This is a genomic window from Pseudomonas sp. 2024-210 (assembly GCF_045062345.1).
Classification (GTDB): Bacteria; Pseudomonadota; Gammaproteobacteria; order Pseudomonadales; family Pseudomonadaceae; genus Aquipseudomonas.
Genome location: NZ_JBJGEJ010000011.1, coordinates 34,234 through 50,705, shown reverse-complemented (window position 1 = coordinate 50,705; position 16,472 = coordinate 34,234). Strand labels below are relative to the sequence as shown.

Annotated in this window: 13 protein-coding genes and 2 tRNA genes; 14 read left to right on the top strand and 1 reads right to left on the bottom strand. The window is 54.3% G+C overall.

The window, feature by feature from the left end; genetic code table 11:
- Nucleotides 1–6: 6 nt before the first annotated feature.
- The 14 genes from folP to ACI7MX_RS15865 all read left to right on the top strand — a co-directional run bounded on the left by folP (nt 7) and on the right by ACI7MX_RS15865 (nt 13,280).
- Nucleotides 7–858, top strand: a complete 852-nt coding sequence (folP, locus tag ACI7MX_RS15930; RefSeq protein WP_314492961.1) for a dihydropteroate synthase — start codon at nt 7–9, stop codon at nt 856–858.
- Between the two features lie 16 nt (nt 859–874).
- Nucleotides 875–2,212, top strand: coding sequence for a phosphoglucosamine mutase (gene glmM / locus ACI7MX_RS15925; RefSeq protein WP_314492964.1), 1,338 nt, complete (start codon nt 875–877; stop codon nt 2,210–2,212).
- 66 nt (nt 2,213–2,278) lie between these two features.
- Complete coding sequence (gene tpiA / locus ACI7MX_RS15920; RefSeq protein ID WP_405590126.1) at nt 2,279–3,034, top strand: triose-phosphate isomerase; 756 nt, start codon at nt 2,279–2,281, stop codon at nt 3,032–3,034.
- Nucleotides 3,035–3,037: 3 nt separating this feature from the next.
- Nucleotides 3,038–3,421: a preprotein translocase subunit SecG gene (secG, locus tag ACI7MX_RS15915; RefSeq protein WP_122783705.1), complete on the top strand. Its 384-nt coding sequence runs from the start codon at nt 3,038–3,040 to the stop codon at nt 3,419–3,421.
- Between the two features lie 29 nt (nt 3,422–3,450).
- A tRNA-Leu gene (locus ACI7MX_RS15910) sits at nt 3,451–3,536 on the top strand.
- A 96-nt stretch (nt 3,537–3,632) separates the two neighbouring features.
- A tRNA-Met gene (locus ACI7MX_RS15905) sits at nt 3,633–3,709 on the top strand.
- Nucleotides 3,710–3,850: 141 nt separating this feature from the next.
- Nucleotides 3,851–4,309, top strand: a complete 459-nt coding sequence (gene rimP, locus ACI7MX_RS15900; RefSeq protein WP_122783704.1) for a ribosome maturation factor RimP — start codon at nt 3,851–3,853, stop codon at nt 4,307–4,309.
- A gap of 47 nt (nt 4,310–4,356) precedes the next feature.
- Nucleotides 4,357–5,838, top strand: coding sequence for a transcription termination factor NusA (nusA, locus tag ACI7MX_RS15895; protein WP_003439619.1), 1,482 nt, complete (start codon nt 4,357–4,359; stop codon nt 5,836–5,838).
- Nucleotides 5,839–5,865: 27 nt separating this feature from the next.
- Nucleotides 5,866–8,370 carry a translation initiation factor IF-2 gene (gene infB / locus ACI7MX_RS15890; RefSeq protein WP_405590121.1) on the top strand — a complete coding sequence of 835 codons (2,505 nt, stop codon included), beginning with the start codon at nt 5,866–5,868 and terminating at the stop codon, nt 8,368–8,370.
- Nucleotides 8,371–8,528: 158 nt separating this feature from the next.
- Complete coding sequence (gene rbfA / locus ACI7MX_RS15885; protein WP_314493212.1) at nt 8,529–8,930, top strand: 30S ribosome-binding factor RbfA; 402 nt, start codon at nt 8,529–8,531, stop codon at nt 8,928–8,930.
- Nucleotides 8,931–8,933: 3 nt separating this feature from the next.
- Nucleotides 8,934–9,851 (top strand): tRNA pseudouridine(55) synthase TruB, encoded by a 918-nt coding sequence (gene truB / locus ACI7MX_RS15880; protein ID WP_016783434.1) that lies wholly within the window; start codon nt 8,934–8,936, stop codon nt 9,849–9,851.
- A 163-nt stretch (nt 9,852–10,014) separates the two neighbouring features.
- Nucleotides 10,015–10,284, top strand: a complete 270-nt coding sequence (gene rpsO, locus ACI7MX_RS15875) for a 30S ribosomal protein S15 (protein WP_122783702.1) — start codon at nt 10,015–10,017, stop codon at nt 10,282–10,284.
- A gap of 224 nt (nt 10,285–10,508) precedes the next feature.
- Nucleotides 10,509–12,614, top strand: coding sequence for a polyribonucleotide nucleotidyltransferase (pnp, locus tag ACI7MX_RS15870; RefSeq protein WP_323369378.1), 2,106 nt, complete (start codon nt 10,509–10,511; stop codon nt 12,612–12,614).
- Between the two features lie 312 nt (nt 12,615–12,926).
- A complete protein-coding gene (locus ACI7MX_RS15865; RefSeq protein WP_314491995.1) occupies nt 12,927–13,280 on the top strand; it encodes a BON domain-containing protein in 354 nt (117 codons plus the stop codon).
- Nucleotides 13,281–13,518: 238 nt separating this feature from the next.
- On the opposite strand, the gene ACI7MX_RS15860 is transcribed toward ACI7MX_RS15865, so the two are convergent.
- On the bottom strand, nt 13,519–16,452 hold the full coding sequence (locus tag ACI7MX_RS15860) for a DUF748 domain-containing protein (protein ID WP_405590114.1): 2,934 nt from the start codon (nt 16,450–16,452) through the stop codon (nt 13,519–13,521).
- Nucleotides 16,453–16,472 lie beyond the last annotated feature (20 nt).

The following is a 16,472-nucleotide window of genomic DNA, read 5'->3' as shown; positions in this document are numbered from 1 at the left end:
CTTGAAATGACCTCTGTTCAGCCCTCAACCCGGTTGCCTTGCGGCAACCGGGTTCTTGATTTGGCCCATACGCATGTGATGGGCATTCTCAATGTAACCCCTGACTCCTTTTCTGATGGTGGCCGCTTTGCTGCGCTGGACGCTGCATTGCGCCATGCTGAATCGATGGTCTTGGCCGGTGCGACGCTTATTGATGTAGGCGGTGAGTCAACCCGGCCCGGCGCTCCGGCAGTATCTCAGCAAGAAGAACTCGATCGCGTTGCACCGGTTGTGGAGCGCATCAGTCGCGAATTGGATGTGATTGTTTCAGTCGATACGTCTGCGCCAATCGTCATGACTGAGGTTGCTCGTCTTGGCGCTGGCCTCATCAATGATGTGCGCTCTCTGCGTCGTGAGGGTGCCTTGCAGGCAGCTGCGGCGACAGGTTTGCCTGTGTGTCTGATGCATATGCTGGGTGAGCCGGGCGATATGCAGAACAATCCCCATTACGATGATTTGGTGGGTGAAGTTTCTGCTTTTCTGCTTGATCGTATGCAGCAGTGCGCAGCGGCCGGTATTGCCTCTGACCGAATTGTCCTTGATCCGGGCTTTGGCTTTGCCAAAACCTTGCAGCATAATCTGAGTCTGTTCAAACATATGGATGCCTTGCTGTTGCTGGGGCGTCCTCTGTTGGTGGGGGTCTCGCGTAAAAGCATGATTGGCCAAACACTGAATCGCCCGGTTTCTGAGCGGCTGTATGGCAGTCTGGCACTTGCGGCACTGGCGATGAATAAGGGGGCACGTATTTTACGTGTCCATGACGTCGCCCAAACAGTTGATGTGGTACGGATGATCGCAGCAGTAGAGTGCGCCGACTAAGAATAATGGAGTAGTTATGACAAAGAAGTATTTTGGCACCGACGGTATTCGTGGTCGGGTCGGCGTCTATCCAATAACCCCTGACTTTATGCTTAAGTTGGGATGGGCTGCGGGCATGGCGTTTCGCAGTAAGGGGGCTTGCCGGATTCTGGTAGGCAAGGACACACGGATTTCCGGTTACATGTTCGAGTCTGCTCTGGAGGCAGGTTTGTCTGCGGCCGGTGCCGATGTGATGTTGCTAGGGCCAATGCCGACGCCTGCCATTGCTTACCTGTCGCGCACCTTTCATGCGCAGGCGGGAATTGTGATCAGCGCATCGCACAATCCTCACGATGACAACGGTATCAAGTTCTTTTCGGGTGATGGCACCAAGCTGCCGGATGACGTTGAATTGATGATTGAGGAGTTGCTGGATGCTCCCATGACAGTCGTTGACTCTGACAAGCTCGGCAAGGTATCGCGCATCAACGATGCCCCGGGTCGCTATATCGAATTTTGCAAAAGCAGTGTTCCTACCGGTACTAATTTCAGCGATCTAAATATCGTTCTCGACTGCGCTCATGGTGCTACCTATAAAGTAGCCCCCAGTGTCTTCAAGGAATTGGGCGCGCAAGTCACGGTTTTGTCGGCCCAGCCTAACGGTTTGAACATTAACGACAACTGTGGCTCGACCCATATGGAGTCATTGCAGGCGGCGGTGCTGGCTGAGGGTGCGGACCTGGGCATTGCCTTTGATGGCGATGGTGATCGGGTATTGATGGTCGATCATACGGGGGCAATTGTTGATGGTGATGAGTTGCTGTTTATCATTGCCAGGGATTTGCACGAGCGCGGCAAGTTGCAAGGCGGTGTCGTTGGCACATTGATGAGCAATTTGGGACTTGAGCTGGCGTTGGGCAATCTTGGCATTCCATTTGTGCGCGCCAATGTTGGTGACCGTTATGTGATTGCTGAGCTGCAAGAGCGTGAATGGCAGATTGGTGGTGAGAACTCCGGTCACATTCTCTGTCTGCAAAACACCACCACTGGTGATGCCATTATCGCAGCACTTCAGGTGTTGATGGCTCTGCGTCGGCGCGGTGAGGGGTTGGCGCAAGCGCGTCAGGCTTTGCGTAAATGCCCGCAAGTATTGGTCAATGTCCGCTTTGGTGGAGGTGTTAGCCCCTTGGAGCATCCTGCTGTCAAAGAGGCGTGCGCGCGCGTAACAGAGGCCATGCAAGGTCGTGGGCGCGTGTTGTTGCGCAAGTCCGGTACCGAGCCATTGGTGCGTGTAATGGTCGAAGGTGATGACGAAACCATGGTTCGGGGTTATGCCGAAGAGCTGGCAAAACTGGTAAGTGAAGTTTGTGCCTGAATTCGGCTTGCCAGCGCGGATGTGGTTGGGTAACATCTGCGCCCACTTTGACCGATGAGGTAAAGCATGCGTCGCATGATGGTAGCTGGTAACTGGAAGATGTACGGTACCCGCGCCAGCGTCGATGCGCTGATCAACGGTCTGCGTGGGCTTGCCTTGCCAAACGGTGTCGATGTTGCAGTTTTTCCGCCTCAGCTCTTTATTGATCGAGTTATCAATGGCTTGCAAGGCTCACCGATTTCGGTTGGTGCACAGGATTCTGCAGTAGAGTCGGAGCAGGGCGCATTGACTGGTGAGGTTTCTTCGAGCCAGTTGTTGGACGCAGGTTGCAAGCTGGTGCTTGTGGGTCACTCCGAGCGTCGCCTGATTTTGGGTGAGCAGGATGAAACACTTAACCGCAAGTTTGCAGCGGCTCAAGCCTCAGGGCTTACGCCAGTGTTGTGCATAGGGGAGACCCTTGAACAGCGCGAAGCGGGGCAAACGCTGGAAGTGGTAGAGCGTCAACTGAATGCCGTAATTGACGAGTTCGGTATTGATGCTTTTGTAAATGCTGTGATTGCATACGAGCCGGTCTGGGCTATTGGTACCGGACTGACCGCATCACCACAGCAGGCGCAAGATGTGCATGCGGCCATTCGCTCACAGCTGGCGCAAAAGAATTCTGAAGTGGCACAGGGTGTGCGACTTCTATACGGCGGCAGCGTGAAGGCGGCCAATGCGGTCGAACTGTTCAGCATGCCGGATATCGATGGGGGACTCATTGGCGGGGCTTCCCTGAATGCAGATGAGTTCGGTGCGATCATTCGTGCCGCAGGAAACTGAGAAATGCTGGATAACGTCGTAACTGTGTTTCATCTGCTGACAGCATTGGGTGTAATTGCCCTGGTTCTGCTGCAACAGGGTAAAGGGGCGGATGCTGGAGCATCTTTCGGCGCAGGTGCATCAAATACTGTGTTCGGAAGCCAAGGTTCCTCTACCTTTCTTAGTAAGTTTACTGCTATACTTGCCGCAGGTTTTTTCATAACCAGCTTGGGGTTAGGTTACTTTGCTAAAGAGAAAGCTGAACAGCTGACTCAAGTAGGTTTGCCAAATCCAGCGGTGTTGGAAGTTCCAGTGCAAAAGCCGGCTTCAGATGATGTTCCGGTGCTTGAAGAGCAAAAGTCGGCAACACCTGCGACTGACGTACCTCCAGCTCAAGAGCAAAAGTAAAACGGGTTTCATGATGTAAATGTAGTATTGCCGAGGTGGTGGAATTGGTAGACACGCAACCTTGAGGTGGTTGTGCCCATAGGGTGTAGGGGTTCGAGTCCCCTTCTCGGTACCAATTATCAAGAATGCCCGCAGTAGCGGGCTTTCTTGTATGTGGAAGGTTGGATTGACCCTGAAAAGGATCAACCGTATACTTCCGCTCCAGCTTTGTCGCGGGATGGAGCAGTCTGGTAGCTCGTCGGGCTCATAACCCGAAGGTCGTCGGTTCAAATCCGGCTCCCGCAACCAGTTTTAGCGGAGCCCCTTATTAGGGGCTTTTTGTTAACTGGACACTTTATAGCGTCGGTATTCAACGACGTTTCAGAGATGGGCGCTTCGCCCATTTTTTTATTTTGCACAGCATGCACAAACATGCACTAGGGGGTTCAGGTGTCGAGCAAGCTAGAAGAGTTGCAGGCCTTGTTGGCCCCGGTGGTCGTGGCCCTAGGCTATGAATGCTGGGGTATTGAATTTTCGGCTCAAGGCCGCCATTCAATGTTGCGTGTGTATATCGACAAGGAAGGCGGCGTACTGGTGGATGACTGCGCTATCGTCAGTCGTCAGATCAGCGGCGTTCTGGATGTCGAAGATCCTATCGCTGTTGAATACACCCTTGAAGTTTCTTCTCCTGGCATGGAACGCCCTCTGTTCACTCTCGAACAGTTTGCCCAATTTGTCGGTGAGCAAGTGAAGATCAAGCTGCGCTCGCCTTTTGAAGGGCGACGCAACTTTCAGGGCCTTCTGCGCGGCGTAGAAGAGCAGGACATTGTGGTGCAGGTTGAAGACCATGAATTCCTGTTGCCGATCGATATGATCGACAAGGCCAACATTATTCCCAGTTTTGACTGAGACGCGGATCCCGCGGATCCAATGGCTTGCGAAAGGCGAGGCGTACGATGAGCAAAGAAGTACTGCTGGTTGTTGAGTCGGTGTCCAATGAAAAGGGCGTACCGGCAAACGTTATTTTTGAGGCGCTGGAATTGGCTTTGGCCACAGCGACCAAAAAACGTTTTGAAGACGAAGTCGATCTGCGTGTGGAAATCAATCGCCACACCGGTAACTATGAGACTTTCCGTCGCTGGACTGTGGTCGAAGACGAAGATCTGGATGATCCAGCAATCGAGTTGGCGGTTGACCAGGCCCAAGCGAAACAGCCAGGCGCTGTAGCTGGCGATATTATCGAAGAGAAAATCGATTCTATCGAATTCGGTCGGATCGCTGCACAAACGGCCAAACAGGTCATTGTGCAAAAAGTCCGCGAAGCTGAGCGTGCTCAAGTAGTCGATGCTTATCGCGAGCGTCTGGGCGAAATCATTTCGGGCACCGTTAAAAAGGTGACACGTGACAATGTGATCGTTGATCTGGGTAACAACGCTGAAGCGTTGCTGGCCCGTGAAGACATCATCTCGCGTGAAACCTTCCGTGTTGGCGTACGCCTTCGCGCGCTGCTAAAGGAAATTCGTACCGAGAACCGCGGTCCTCAACTGATTTTGTCGCGTACAGCGCCAGAGATGTTGATCGAGCTGTTCCGTATTGAGGTTCCTGAGATCTCCGAAGGTCTGATCGAAGTGATGGCGGCCTCCCGCGATCCTGGATCTCGCGCTAAAATAGCCGTTCGCTCCAAAGATAAACGCATTGATCCGCAAGGCGCTTGCATTGGTATGCGCGGTTCGCGCGTCCAGGCAGTGTCTGGCGAGTTGGGCGGAGAGCGAGTGGATATCGTCCTTTGGGATGACAACCCGGCGCAGTTCGTGATCAACGCAATGTCGCCAGCTGAAGTAGCGGCAATTATTGTTGACGAAGATGCCCATGCAATGGACATCGCCGTTGGCGCAGACAATCTGGCCCAGGCGATTGGTCGCGGCGGTCAGAACGTACGTTTGGCTAGCCAGTTGACTGGCTGGACCTTGAACGTGATGACCGAATCGGACATCCAGGCTAAACAGCAAGCAGAAACCGGCGATATCCTGCGTAACTTCATCGAAGAGCTGGAAGTTGATGAAGACCTTGCGCAGGTACTGGTTGATGAAGGCTTTACCAGCCTGGAAGAGATTGCCTACGTACCGGTGGAGGAAATGCTCAACATCGATGGCTTTGACGAAGATACCGTCAACGAGCTTCGCGCTCGAGCCAAGGATCGTTTGTTGACTAAAGCCATCGCTACTGAGGAAAAGCTGGCAGACGCCCATCCGGCCGAAGACCTGCTCTCGCTTGAGGGTATGGACAAGGATTTGGCGATGGAACTGGCGGTGCGCGGCGTAATTACCCGCGAAGACCTGGCCGAGCAGTCTATTGACGATCTGCTCGACATCGACGGCATTGACTCAGATCGTGCCGGCAAGTTGATCATGGCCGCCCGAGCCCATTGGTTCGAGTAACTAGGCGCGGCCTGAGGAGAGAAATGCATGACGCAAGTCACGGTGAAACAACTGGCCGATGAGGTCAAAACACCGGTTGAGCGCCTGTTGCAGCAGATGCGTGAGGCAGGTCTGCCGCACACCGCCGCCGAGCAGAATGTAACCGACAGTGAGAAGCAAGCTCTGCTGACTCACTTGAAAAGCAGCCACAAGGCTAAAGTGGAAGAACCGCGCAAGATCACTTTGCAGCGTAAAACCACAAGCACCCTGCGTGTTGCTGGCAGCAAAAGCATCAGCGTTGAAGTGCGCAAGAAGAAAGTCTTCGTACAGCGCAGCCCGGAAGAAATTGAAGCCGAGCGCAAACGTGAGATGGATGAACGCCGCGCAGTAGATAATGCTGCTCGTCAAAAGGCTGAAGAAGAGTCCAAGCGTCGCGCCGAAGAAGAAGCACGCCGTCAGCCTGCTCAAGCTGCTGCCCCGGCAGCCGCGGCGCCTGCACCTGTGCAAGCAGCTGCAGCTCCGAGCGCGGCACCTGCTCCAGCGCCTGCAGATGCACGCAAGCGTGACGAACAGCGTCGCCCGGACAAGCCACGTGCCGATGACAACAATCGTCGTGGTAACAGCGATGGTGATCGCAAGAACGCTCCGCATCGTGCTTCCGTTAAAGAAAAAGCACCGACGCCACGTGTTGCTCCGCGCACTTCCGATGAAGAAAGCGACAGCTTCCGTCGCGGTGGCCGCGGCAAGGGCAAGCTGAAGAAGCGTAACGCTCACGGTTTCCAGAGCCCAACCGGCCCTGTGGTTCGTGACGTTCAGATCGGCGAGACCATCACTGTTGGCGATTTGGCTGCACAGATGTCGGTCAAGGCTGCTGAAGTCATCAAGTTCATGTTCAAGCTGGGTACGCCAGCGACCATCAACCAGGTACTGGATCAGGAAACTGCTCAACTGGTTGCTGAGGAACTGGGCCACAAAGTGACTTTGGTTAGCGACAACGCCCTGGAAGATTCCCTGGCCGAGTCCCTGAAGTTTGAAGGGGAGTCGTTCTCCCGTGCACCGGTTGTGACCGTAATGGGCCACGTTGACCACGGTAAAACGTCCCTGCTCGACTACATCCGTCGTGCCAAAGTAGCTGCTGGCGAAGCCGGTGGTATTACTCAGCACATCGGTGCATACCACGTTGAAACCGAACGCGGCATGGTTACGTTCCTCGATACCCCGGGTCACGCTGCGTTTACCGCAATGCGTGCACGTGGTGCCAAGGCGACTGACATCGTGATTCTGGTTGTGGCTGCAGACGACGGTGTAATGCCGCAGACCATCGAAGCTGTTCAGCATGCGAAAGCAGCTGGTGTGCCGCTGGTGGTTGCAGTGAACAAAATCGACAAGCCAGGTGCTGATCTCGATCGCATCCGCAGCGAGTTGTCCGTTCACGGCGTGACGTCGGAAGAGTGGGGTGGTGACACTCCGTTTGTTTCGGTCTCGGCGAAAATGGGTACCGGCGTTGACGAATTGCTCGAAGCCGTATTGCTGCAAGCTGAAGTTCTGGAACTCAAAGCCACTCCATCGGCTCCTGGCCGTGGCGTAGTAGTTGAGTCCCGTCTGGACAAAGGCCGCGGCCCTGTTGCAACCGTTCTGGTTCAAGACGGTACTCTGCGCCAAGGCGACATGGTACTGGTCGGCTCCAACTACGGCCGCATCCGTGCCATGCTCGACGAGAACGGCAAGCCTATCAAGGAAGCCGGTCCATCCATCCCTGTCGAGATTCTCGGCCTGGACGGAACGCCAGATGCTGGCGACGAGATGAGCGTAATGACTGACGAGAAGAAGGCGCGTGAAGTAGCCCTGTTCCGTCAAGGCAAGTTCCGCGAAGTGAAACTGGCGCGTGCTCACGCAGGCAAGCTGGAAAACATCTTCGAGAACATGGGCCAGGAAGAGAAGAAGACGCTTAATATCGTCCTCAAATCTGACGTCCGTGGTTCGTTGGAAGCTTTGCAGGGCGCTCTGAGTGGCCTGGGTAACGACGAAGTGCAAGTGCGCGTAGTGGGCGGCGGCGTCGGTGGTATCACCGAAAGCGACGCTAACCTGGCACTGGCTTCCAACGCTGTATTGTTCGGCTTCAACGTGCGTGCTGATGCAGGCGCTCGTAAGATTGTCGAGCAAGAAGGCCTGGACATGCGTTACTACAACGTCATCTACGACATCATCGAAGACGTCAAGAAAGCCCTTACCGGCATGCTTGGCAGCGACGTTCGGGAGAATATCCTGGGTATTGCTGAAGTCCGCGACGTGTTCCGTTCGCCTAAGTTCGGCGCGATCGCAGGCTGTATGGTGCTGGAAGGTGTTGTTCACCGTAACCGTCCAATCCGCGTATTGCGTGACGACATCGTTATCTTCGAAGGCGAGCTGGAATCCCTGCGCCGCTTCAAAGATGATGCTGCCGAAGTGCGTGCCGGCATGGAATGCGGTATCGGCGTCAAGAGCTACAACGACGTTAAAGTCGGTGACAAGATCGAAGTGTTCGAGAAGGTTCAGGTTGCTCGCAGCCTGTAAACCGCGAACCTCAAGAGCAAGGACGAGCCGCAGCATGCAGATGCAGCGCGCTCTCTCCGGACTCTAAACGCAACGCCCGGTCCGGCTTTTGTCTGGCCGGGCGTTTGCCGCTTTCAGAACGCATGGGTTTCCCATGGGTGAGTAACAGGTAACAAGACATGGCAAAAGAATACAGCCGTACCCAACGTATCGGCGATCAGATGCAGCGTGAGCTGGCACAGCTGATCCGTCGCGAAGTTAAAGATCCGCGCGTGGGCCTGGTCACCATTACTGCAGTAGAAGTCAGCCGTGACGTGGGTCACGCGAAGATTTTCATCACGGTAATGGGTCAGGACAACGCTGAAGATATTGCTCAGACCATCAAGGTTCTGAACTCCGCAGCCGGCTTCCTGCGCATGCAACTGGCGCGCGAAATGAAGCTGCGCAGCGTTCCTCAGTTGCACTTCCACTATGACGAAAGTGTTGTACGTGGTGCTCATCTGTCCGCTTTGATCGAGCGTGCAGTGGCTGAAGACAATCAGCACCCTGAAACCACCGCTCCCGAAGACACCAAGGAGTAACCGGTGGCTCAGGTCAAGCGTATCCGTCGTAACGTCAGCGGCATCATCCTGCTCGATAAGCCGCTTGGATTTACCTCCAACGCGGCTTTGCAGAAAGTCCGCTGGCTGCTCAATGCCGAAAAGGCAGGGCACACCGGTAGTCTCGATCCTTTGGCCAGCGGCGTCTTGCCGTTGTGCTTTGGCGAGGCCACCAAGTTTTCGCAATACCTGCTCGATTCCGACAAGGGTTATGAAACCCTGATGCAATTGGGCAAGACTACGACAACGGCCGATGCCGAAGGCGAGGTTTTACAGACGCGCCCGGTGACCGTTGGTCGCGCCGATATTGAGGCTGTATTGCCGAAATTTCGCGGGCAAATCAGTCAGATACCGCCGATGTACTCTGCTCTGAAACGTGATGGCCAGCCCCTTTACAAGTTGGCACGTGCAGGCGAAGTGGTGGAGCGTGAACCGCGTTCTGTTACTATTACCCGCCTCGAATTGTTGGCCAGCGAAGGCGACACTGCACGTTTGGCCGTCGACTGCACCAAAGGCACTTATATCCGTACCCTAGTGGAAGATATTGGTGAGCAATTAGGGTGCGGTGCATACGTTGCAGAACTGCGTCGTACGCATGCAGGCCCGTTCAGCCTGGCCCAAACCGTCACGCTGGAAGAGCTGGAAGCGGTGCATGCCGAGGGCGGTAATGAAGCGGTTGACCGTTTCCTGATGCCTTCGGACAGCGGTTTGCTGGATTGGCCGTTACTGCACTTTTCGGAGGCCAGCGCGTTTTACTGGCTCAATGGTCAGCCAGTACGTGCTCCTGATGCGCCCAAGTTCGGCATGGTGCGGGTACAAGATCACAACGGTCGCTTTATCGGTATCGGTGAAGTGAGCGAAGACGGGCGCATCGCGCCACGTCGACTGATTCGGTCGGAATGACCGGAACAGGCTGGTCCGGGATTTAATGGTTCCGGTTCGGACTGAAACGAGGGTGGCTGTTATTAGGCACGGTCACATCTCATTTTTAAATACGAGGATTTGTCCTCGGCCTATTGGATCTGTCTTGTTCGCAAGCAGACCCCTAATTGAAAGGAAATGCCTCATGGCACTGACAATCGAACACAAAGCAGAAATCGTAAAAGACTACCAGCAAGCTCCAGGTGATACAGGTTCTCCAGAAGTGCAGGTTGCACTGCTGACCTTTAACATCAACACGCTGCAAGGTCACTTCAAAGCTAACAGCAAAGATCACCACTCCCGTCGTGGTCTGATCCGTATGGTAAACCAGCGTCGTAAGCTGCTGGACTACCTGAAAGGCAAAAACGTTGAGCGTTACAAAGCGCTGATCGCTCGCCTGGGTCTGCGTCGCTAATAGCGATGTTGCTAGAGGCTGGTTGTCTGTCGTGTGTCTGCGGGTCTCCCGCAGTCTCATGGCAGGCTTCCAGCCTCAAGTTTTATCTGGGCTACCCGGATTCTTACGAAAACTTGCCGCGCGGGCTGTTTTCGTAAGCATCTTGAGTCGGGTCAATACCCGATGTTGCACAGGACTTTCGCAAGAAACCCGTTCCCCAAGAGCCACAAAGAAGGTAGGACACCGTGAACCCGGTTATCAAAAAATTTCAGTTCGGTCAGTCGACCGTTACGCTCGAGACTGGCCGTATCGCCCGTCAAGCTTCCGGCGCAGTATTGGTCACCGTTGACGACGACGTCAGCGTGTTGGTGACTGTAGTCGGTGCCAAGCAAGCTGATCCAGGCAAGGGCTTCTTCCCTCTGTCTGTTCACTACCAAGAAAAAACTTACGCTGCCGGTAAAATTCCAGGCGGTTTCTTCAAGCGTGAAGGCCGCCCTTCCGAGAAAGAAACCCTGACCTCGCGTCTGATCGACCGTCCGATCCGTCCGCTGTTCCCAGAAGGCTTCATGAACGAAGTGCAGGTTGTCTGCACCGTTCTGTCCACCAGCAAGAAAACCGATCCGGACGTCGCTGCGATGATCGGTACTTCGGCTGCGTTGGCCATCTCCGGTATTCCTTTTGATGGCCCAATCGGCGCTGCTCGCGTTGCTTACCACGAAAGCACTGGCTACCTGCTGAACCCGACCTACGAGCAACTGGCGGCTTCGAGCCTGGACATGGTTGTTGCCGGTACATCTGAAGCCGTATTGATGGTTGAATCGGAAGCTAAAGAGCTGACCGAAGACCAAATGTTGGGCGCTGTGCTGTTCGCTCACGACGAGTTCCAGGTCGTTATCCAGGCAGTTAAAGAACTGGCTGCCGAAGCTGCTAAACCAACGTGGGACTGGGTGGCTGCTCCAGAAGCCACCGAACTGTTGGGTGCTATTCGTGCCGAGTTCGGCGAAGCGATCTCTCAGGCTTACACCATCACCGTCAAGGCAGACCGTTACGCGCGTCTGGGCGAGTTGAAGGATCAAGTTGTAGCCAAGTTCTCCGGTGAAGAAGGCCAGCCTTCGTCCAGCGACGTCAAAGCCGCATTCGGCGAAATTGAATACCGCACCGTTCGCGAAAACATCGTGAATGGCAAGCCGCGTATCGATGGCCGTGACACCAAAACTGTTCGCCCATTGAATATCGAAGTTGGCGTTCTGCCTAAGACTCACGGTTCGGCTCTGTTCACCCGTGGCGAAACTCAGGCTCTGGTTGTTGCCACTCTGGGTACTGCCCGTGACGCACAGCTGCTGGACACCCTGGAAGGCGAGAAAAAAGACCCGTTCATGCTGCACTACAACTTCCCTCCGTTCTCGGTAGGTGAGTGTGGTCGTATGGGCGGTGCAGGTCGTCGCGAAATCGGCCACGGCCGTCTGGCTCGTCGCTCGGTTCAGGCCATGCTGCCTGCTGCTGACGTATTCCCGTACACCATCCGTGTTGTTTCGGAAATCACCGAATCCAACGGTTCCAGCTCGATGGCATCGGTTTGCGGTGCTTCGTTGGCGCTGATGGACGCTGGTGTTCCCATGAAGGCACCGGTTGCCGGTATCGCCATGGGTCTGGTTAAGGAAGGCGAGAAATTCGCAGTTCTGACCGACATCCTGGGTGACGAAGACCATTTGGGCGACATGGACTTCAAAGTAGCCGGTACCGCTAAAGGCGTGACCGCGCTGCAGATGGACATCAAGATCAAAGGCATCACCGAAGAAATCATGGAGATCGCACTGGGCCAAGCCCTGGACGCTCGCCTGAATATCTTGGGTCAGATGAACCAGATCATTGGTCAATCGCGTAACGAACTGTCGGCCAACGCTCCGACCATGATCGCGATGAAAATCGACACTGACAAAATCCGTGACGTTATCGGTAAAGGTGGCGCGACCATCCGTGCGATCTGCGAAGAAACCAAAGCTTCGATTGATATCGAAGACGACGGTTCGATCAAGATCTTCGGCGAGTCCAAAGAAGCTGCAGAAGCTGCACGTCAGCGCGTTCTTGGGATCACTGCAGAAGCAGAGATCGGCAAGATCTACATCGGCAAGGTTGAGCGCATCGTCGATTTCGGCGCATTCGTAAACATCCTGCCAGGTAAAGACGGCTTGGTTCACATCTCGATGCTGAGCGACGCTCGCGTAGAGAAAGTGACTGACATTCTGAAAGAAGGTCAGGAAGTGGAAGTACTGGTACTGGACGTGGACAACCGCGGTCGTATCAAGCTGTCCATCAAGGACGTAGCTGCTGCCAAGGCATCGGAAGCTTAATCGCTTTCTATACCTGCTTTGAAAAAGGATCCTTCGGGATCCTTTTTTTATGCCTACAGTTAAGCCTGCGCCAAAAGGCCAAAAGGCCAAAAGGCCAAAAGGCCAAATGCCATGAGTTGGATGCCGCAACTTGCATGCAGATTTTTAGGGCGCCATGCAAATTGCACGACAAGCCAAAAACCTATATTTCGTAAGTAATTGATTAATAAGGATTTAATGGTTTTTGAAAAGTTGGCACGTGCCCTGCAATAGTACTGATAACCCTGCTGCTGTATGACAGCGCAGATTCTGAAGAAGACAGGAGTTACTCGTATGAAGAAGTTTGCTATCGCTGCTGCAACTGCCACCGCTCTGACCCTGACCATGGCCAACGCTGCATTTGCTGCTCAAGCAACCACCCAAGCGCCAATGAACGTGGCTGCCGGCGAAGTTGATAAAGCCAAGGAAGCTACTTCTGACACTTGGATTACTACCAAAGTTAAATCTGATCTGCTGACCGAAAAAGGTATTCCAGGTAGCGACATCAAAGTCGAAACCAACAAAGGTGTTGTTTCCTTGTCGTCGACTGTAGCTATCACTGACGCGCAGAAGGATATCGCGGTCGCAATTGCCAAGAAAATCAAAGGCGTTAAAGCTGTTTCGGCTGATGGCCTGAAAGCTGAGTAAATGTTCTGACTCGTAGAGCCGGAGTAAGGCGTAGCAGGTGATTTAAGTAGTACGCCTGCGGGCTTTTCAAATCAGGTTCATGCGACGGCCACACGGATGTGGTCATTACAGCCCCCGGCGTTATGCGTCGGGGGCTGTTCTATTTGAGGGGCATCCAGCCTTGCTGGTAATGGCGGGTCATGTACCGTGAAATGCAGGCTGCTAACCTGCATTGAAAGCATTTGTGCATATTCAGTGCTTACTCACTGTCCAGATGTAACGGAGTGATCACTCGCCCATCGCTCTGCGCTTCACCCAATGAAGCATCAATAAAGTAAACGCGATCGTCTGCCAATCCCCCTTTGTCTACCAGATAGTCCTTGATGCTGCTGGCTCGGTCTTGACCCAGTTGACGTAGCAGAACTTCACTTTTGCTCCAGAAGTCGATCAAAGCATCGCGCATTTTAGCGGCACGCTCTTCACGACTCAGATCTGCCCATTCAGCAGGCGGTTGTTGTTTCATCCGGGCGCGGTATATGCCTTCAAGCAGCGGAGCTTTTTCGTCATCAGGCACTTGCAACATCGATGCTTGCGCAGGCACTTTTTCGCCACGGCGCTGAAGAATTTTGTAGTAAGTGTATTGGTATTCGCGCTCAAGACGATCTTTCGCAATCAATGGCCCATCGCTGCTTTGTGCTGCTGTGCCTTCGATTTCCAGGCGCAGGGCGGGGCGTTTTTTCAGGGCTTCGGCGAGGGTGTTAAGGGCCTTTTGCGCGTCCGGGCTCAGCTCGCTGGAACCCGGTGAAAATGACACGGTGCCCAAGTCTTCTGCACCGCCACCACTGATAAGCCCGCCAATAAACTTGAACGGAGCCTGCACCGCGCGAAGAACAAGGTTGCGCAGGGTTTGCCAGACAATTGGCATGACGCTGAATTGCGGATTGTTCAGGTCGCCCGTAAGTGGCAGGTCAATGGAGATGGTGCCATTCGTGTCTTTTAGCAGGGCAATCGCCAGTTTGATCGGTAGGTCTACAGCATCCGGACTGTCGACCTTTTCGCCCAGTTGCAATTGTTCCACGACCAGTTTGTTCTGAGCCTTGAGTTGTCCTTTAGTGATCAGGTAGTGCACATCAAGGTTCAGGCGGCCCTTGCGGATGCGGTAACCGGCGAATTTGCCCGAGTAGGGGGTCAACGTTGTCAGCTCAACCCGTTTGAAGCTGGTGGCAATATCAAGGCTGGCCAACGGATTGAAGGGATTGACGCTGCCTTTGATTGTCACGGGCGCATAGCGGTCGACCTTGCCGGCGACATTCACGCTGGCAGGTTTGGCCTGGCGGCTGTCGATGGTGCCAATCTGGCCGTTGAGCTGTTGGATGGCCGTTGCAAAGTTCGGGGTGAGGCTGAAGTCTGCGAAATTGGCAGAGCCATCATTGATTGCAATGCCGCCAATATGGATGCCCAGCGGTTTGTTCTGGGGGGTGGCGGGTTTGGCTGCTGTTTTAGCGCCGCTATTAGCAGGTTGCGGGATCAACAGGTCGTCGATATTGGTGGTGCGGTCATCGTTGATCATAAAGCGCACATAAGGCTGCGCAAATTTGACATTGGCAATCGACAGGCTGTCTTCATGCTTGTACTTCAACCCTTCCAGATTGAGGCGCTGCCATTTGAGAAAGTCACGATTCTTGAGAGTATCAAGCGTGTGCAACTGTTCGATCTGCACGCTTCCGTCAACGGTAAAGGCCAGGGGATTGATGCTGTTGAGGTCGACTGTCAGATCACTGTCGAGCATACCGCTGCGTAATTCGAGACGAATAAAGGGGTCGATGTAAGCTTGGGCGACACGTAAGTCGATGTCCTGGGTGGTGACCTTGAGTTTGGCGCTCACCGGGTTGAGATCGACATCACCGCTGGCTGTTAGCTTGCCTTGCTTGCCAATGCCTGCATCCAGTTTGACGCTGAAAGGCGATTGGTTAAGGCTGTCGAAGTTTTTTACATCGACATTGATGGGGCCAATATCCAAGGCTACGGGTGTTTTGGGCTCTTTATCGGCGAGATGAACGCGATAGTCGCGAAGTTGCACCTCTTTAAGCAGCACTTGCCAAGGCTTGCTCGGGGCCACAGGCGCGGGTTTAGGGGGCTCGACGGTGACCGGGTCAACGCCTTTGTGTGAAGCCCTGGAAGCCTTGGACGGATGACTGGCAAACAGTTTCTGCCAATCGAGCTGACCATCTTTTTCCCGTGTGACCCAGGTTTCCAGATTCTTGCTGTTGATCTTGCCCACTACGACATTTTGCTTGGCCAGATCCAGAGTGGTATCGCTGACATCCAGCCGTTCGAGTCTTGCCAATGGGCGCCCGTCTGGCGCATTGATGTTGAAGGGCGCAATACTGGCGGTAGCGTTACTGAGCACCATTTGCGTGTCTTTAGCCAGGTTCAGCGTGTAATCCGTGCTGAAATTCAGAACGCCATCTTCCAGCACCAGAGGCAACGCATCCCGCACATAGGGCCACCAGGCTTTCATCTTGCCGTCGGTCACCTTGAGTGTGCCCTTTGAGGCAATCGGCACCACGCTCAGCGTGCCGCTCCAATCGATGCGACCGCCTTCGGGGCCGTTAGCCACCAGGGTCATGTCGGCATTGTCTTCGGGCAAGGTGCTGAGATTTTTCAGCTCAAGATCCATCGAATCGTAGAGAAATTCAATGGGCTCGCTGGGACGCATATCGGTGAAGTGAAGGTAACCGTCAGCCAGTTTGATGGCGTCAATGCGCAGCGGGAAAGGTTTGCTATCGGGGTTGGCGGGCGCCGGTTCACTGGCCGGCAACTTGAACAATTGGGTCAGGTTCAGCGTACCGTCTTTGTTAAACAGGACTTCAGTCTTGGGTTTGTCCAGTTGTACATCAGCCAGATGCAAGGCTTTTGTCCACAGGCTGTCGGTTTGCAGGTCGGCGTAAAATCGCTCAAACCCCACTTGCTCCTTACCCGGCTCGCCGACGCGAAATCCCCACAAGGTCAACTCCAGCGTAAACGGGTTGAACTCAAGCCGATCGAGTTTAGCGGGTACAGTGGCGTAGTTGGCCAGTTGTTGGTTGATGATGCGAAGGCCAATGCCGGGCAATATTAAAAAGCCCAGCAGGCTATAAATGGCTATCGCCGTCAGCAAAACAACAACGGCGCGGATCAATCCTTTGAGCATGTGGGGTGTCGTCTATTTCA

Coding starts and splice junctions, on each gene's coding strand:
- ACI7MX_RS15865 (WP_314491995.1), top strand. CDS start 12,927: ATGAAGAAGTTTGCTATCGCTGCTGCAACTGCCACCGCTCTGACCCTG.
- rpsO (WP_122783702.1), top strand. CDS start 10,015: ATGGCACTGACAATCGAACACAAAGCAGAAATCGTAAAAGACTACCAG.
- ACI7MX_RS15860 (WP_405590114.1), bottom strand. CDS start 16,452: ATGCTCAAAGGATTGATCCGCGCCGTTGTTGTTTTGCTGACGGCGATA.
- rbfA (WP_314493212.1), top strand. CDS start 8,529: ATGGCAAAAGAATACAGCCGTACCCAACGTATCGGCGATCAGATGCAG.
- folP (WP_314492961.1), top strand. CDS start 7: ATGACCTCTGTTCAGCCCTCAACCCGGTTGCCTTGCGGCAACCGGGTT.
- nusA (WP_003439619.1), top strand. CDS start 4,357: ATGAGCAAAGAAGTACTGCTGGTTGTTGAGTCGGTGTCCAATGAAAAG.
- glmM (WP_314492964.1), top strand. CDS start 875: ATGACAAAGAAGTATTTTGGCACCGACGGTATTCGTGGTCGGGTCGGC.
- infB (WP_405590121.1), top strand. CDS start 5,866: ATGACGCAAGTCACGGTGAAACAACTGGCCGATGAGGTCAAAACACCG.
- secG (WP_122783705.1), top strand. CDS start 3,038: ATGCTGGATAACGTCGTAACTGTGTTTCATCTGCTGACAGCATTGGGT.
- tpiA (WP_405590126.1), top strand. CDS start 2,279: ATGCGTCGCATGATGGTAGCTGGTAACTGGAAGATGTACGGTACCCGC.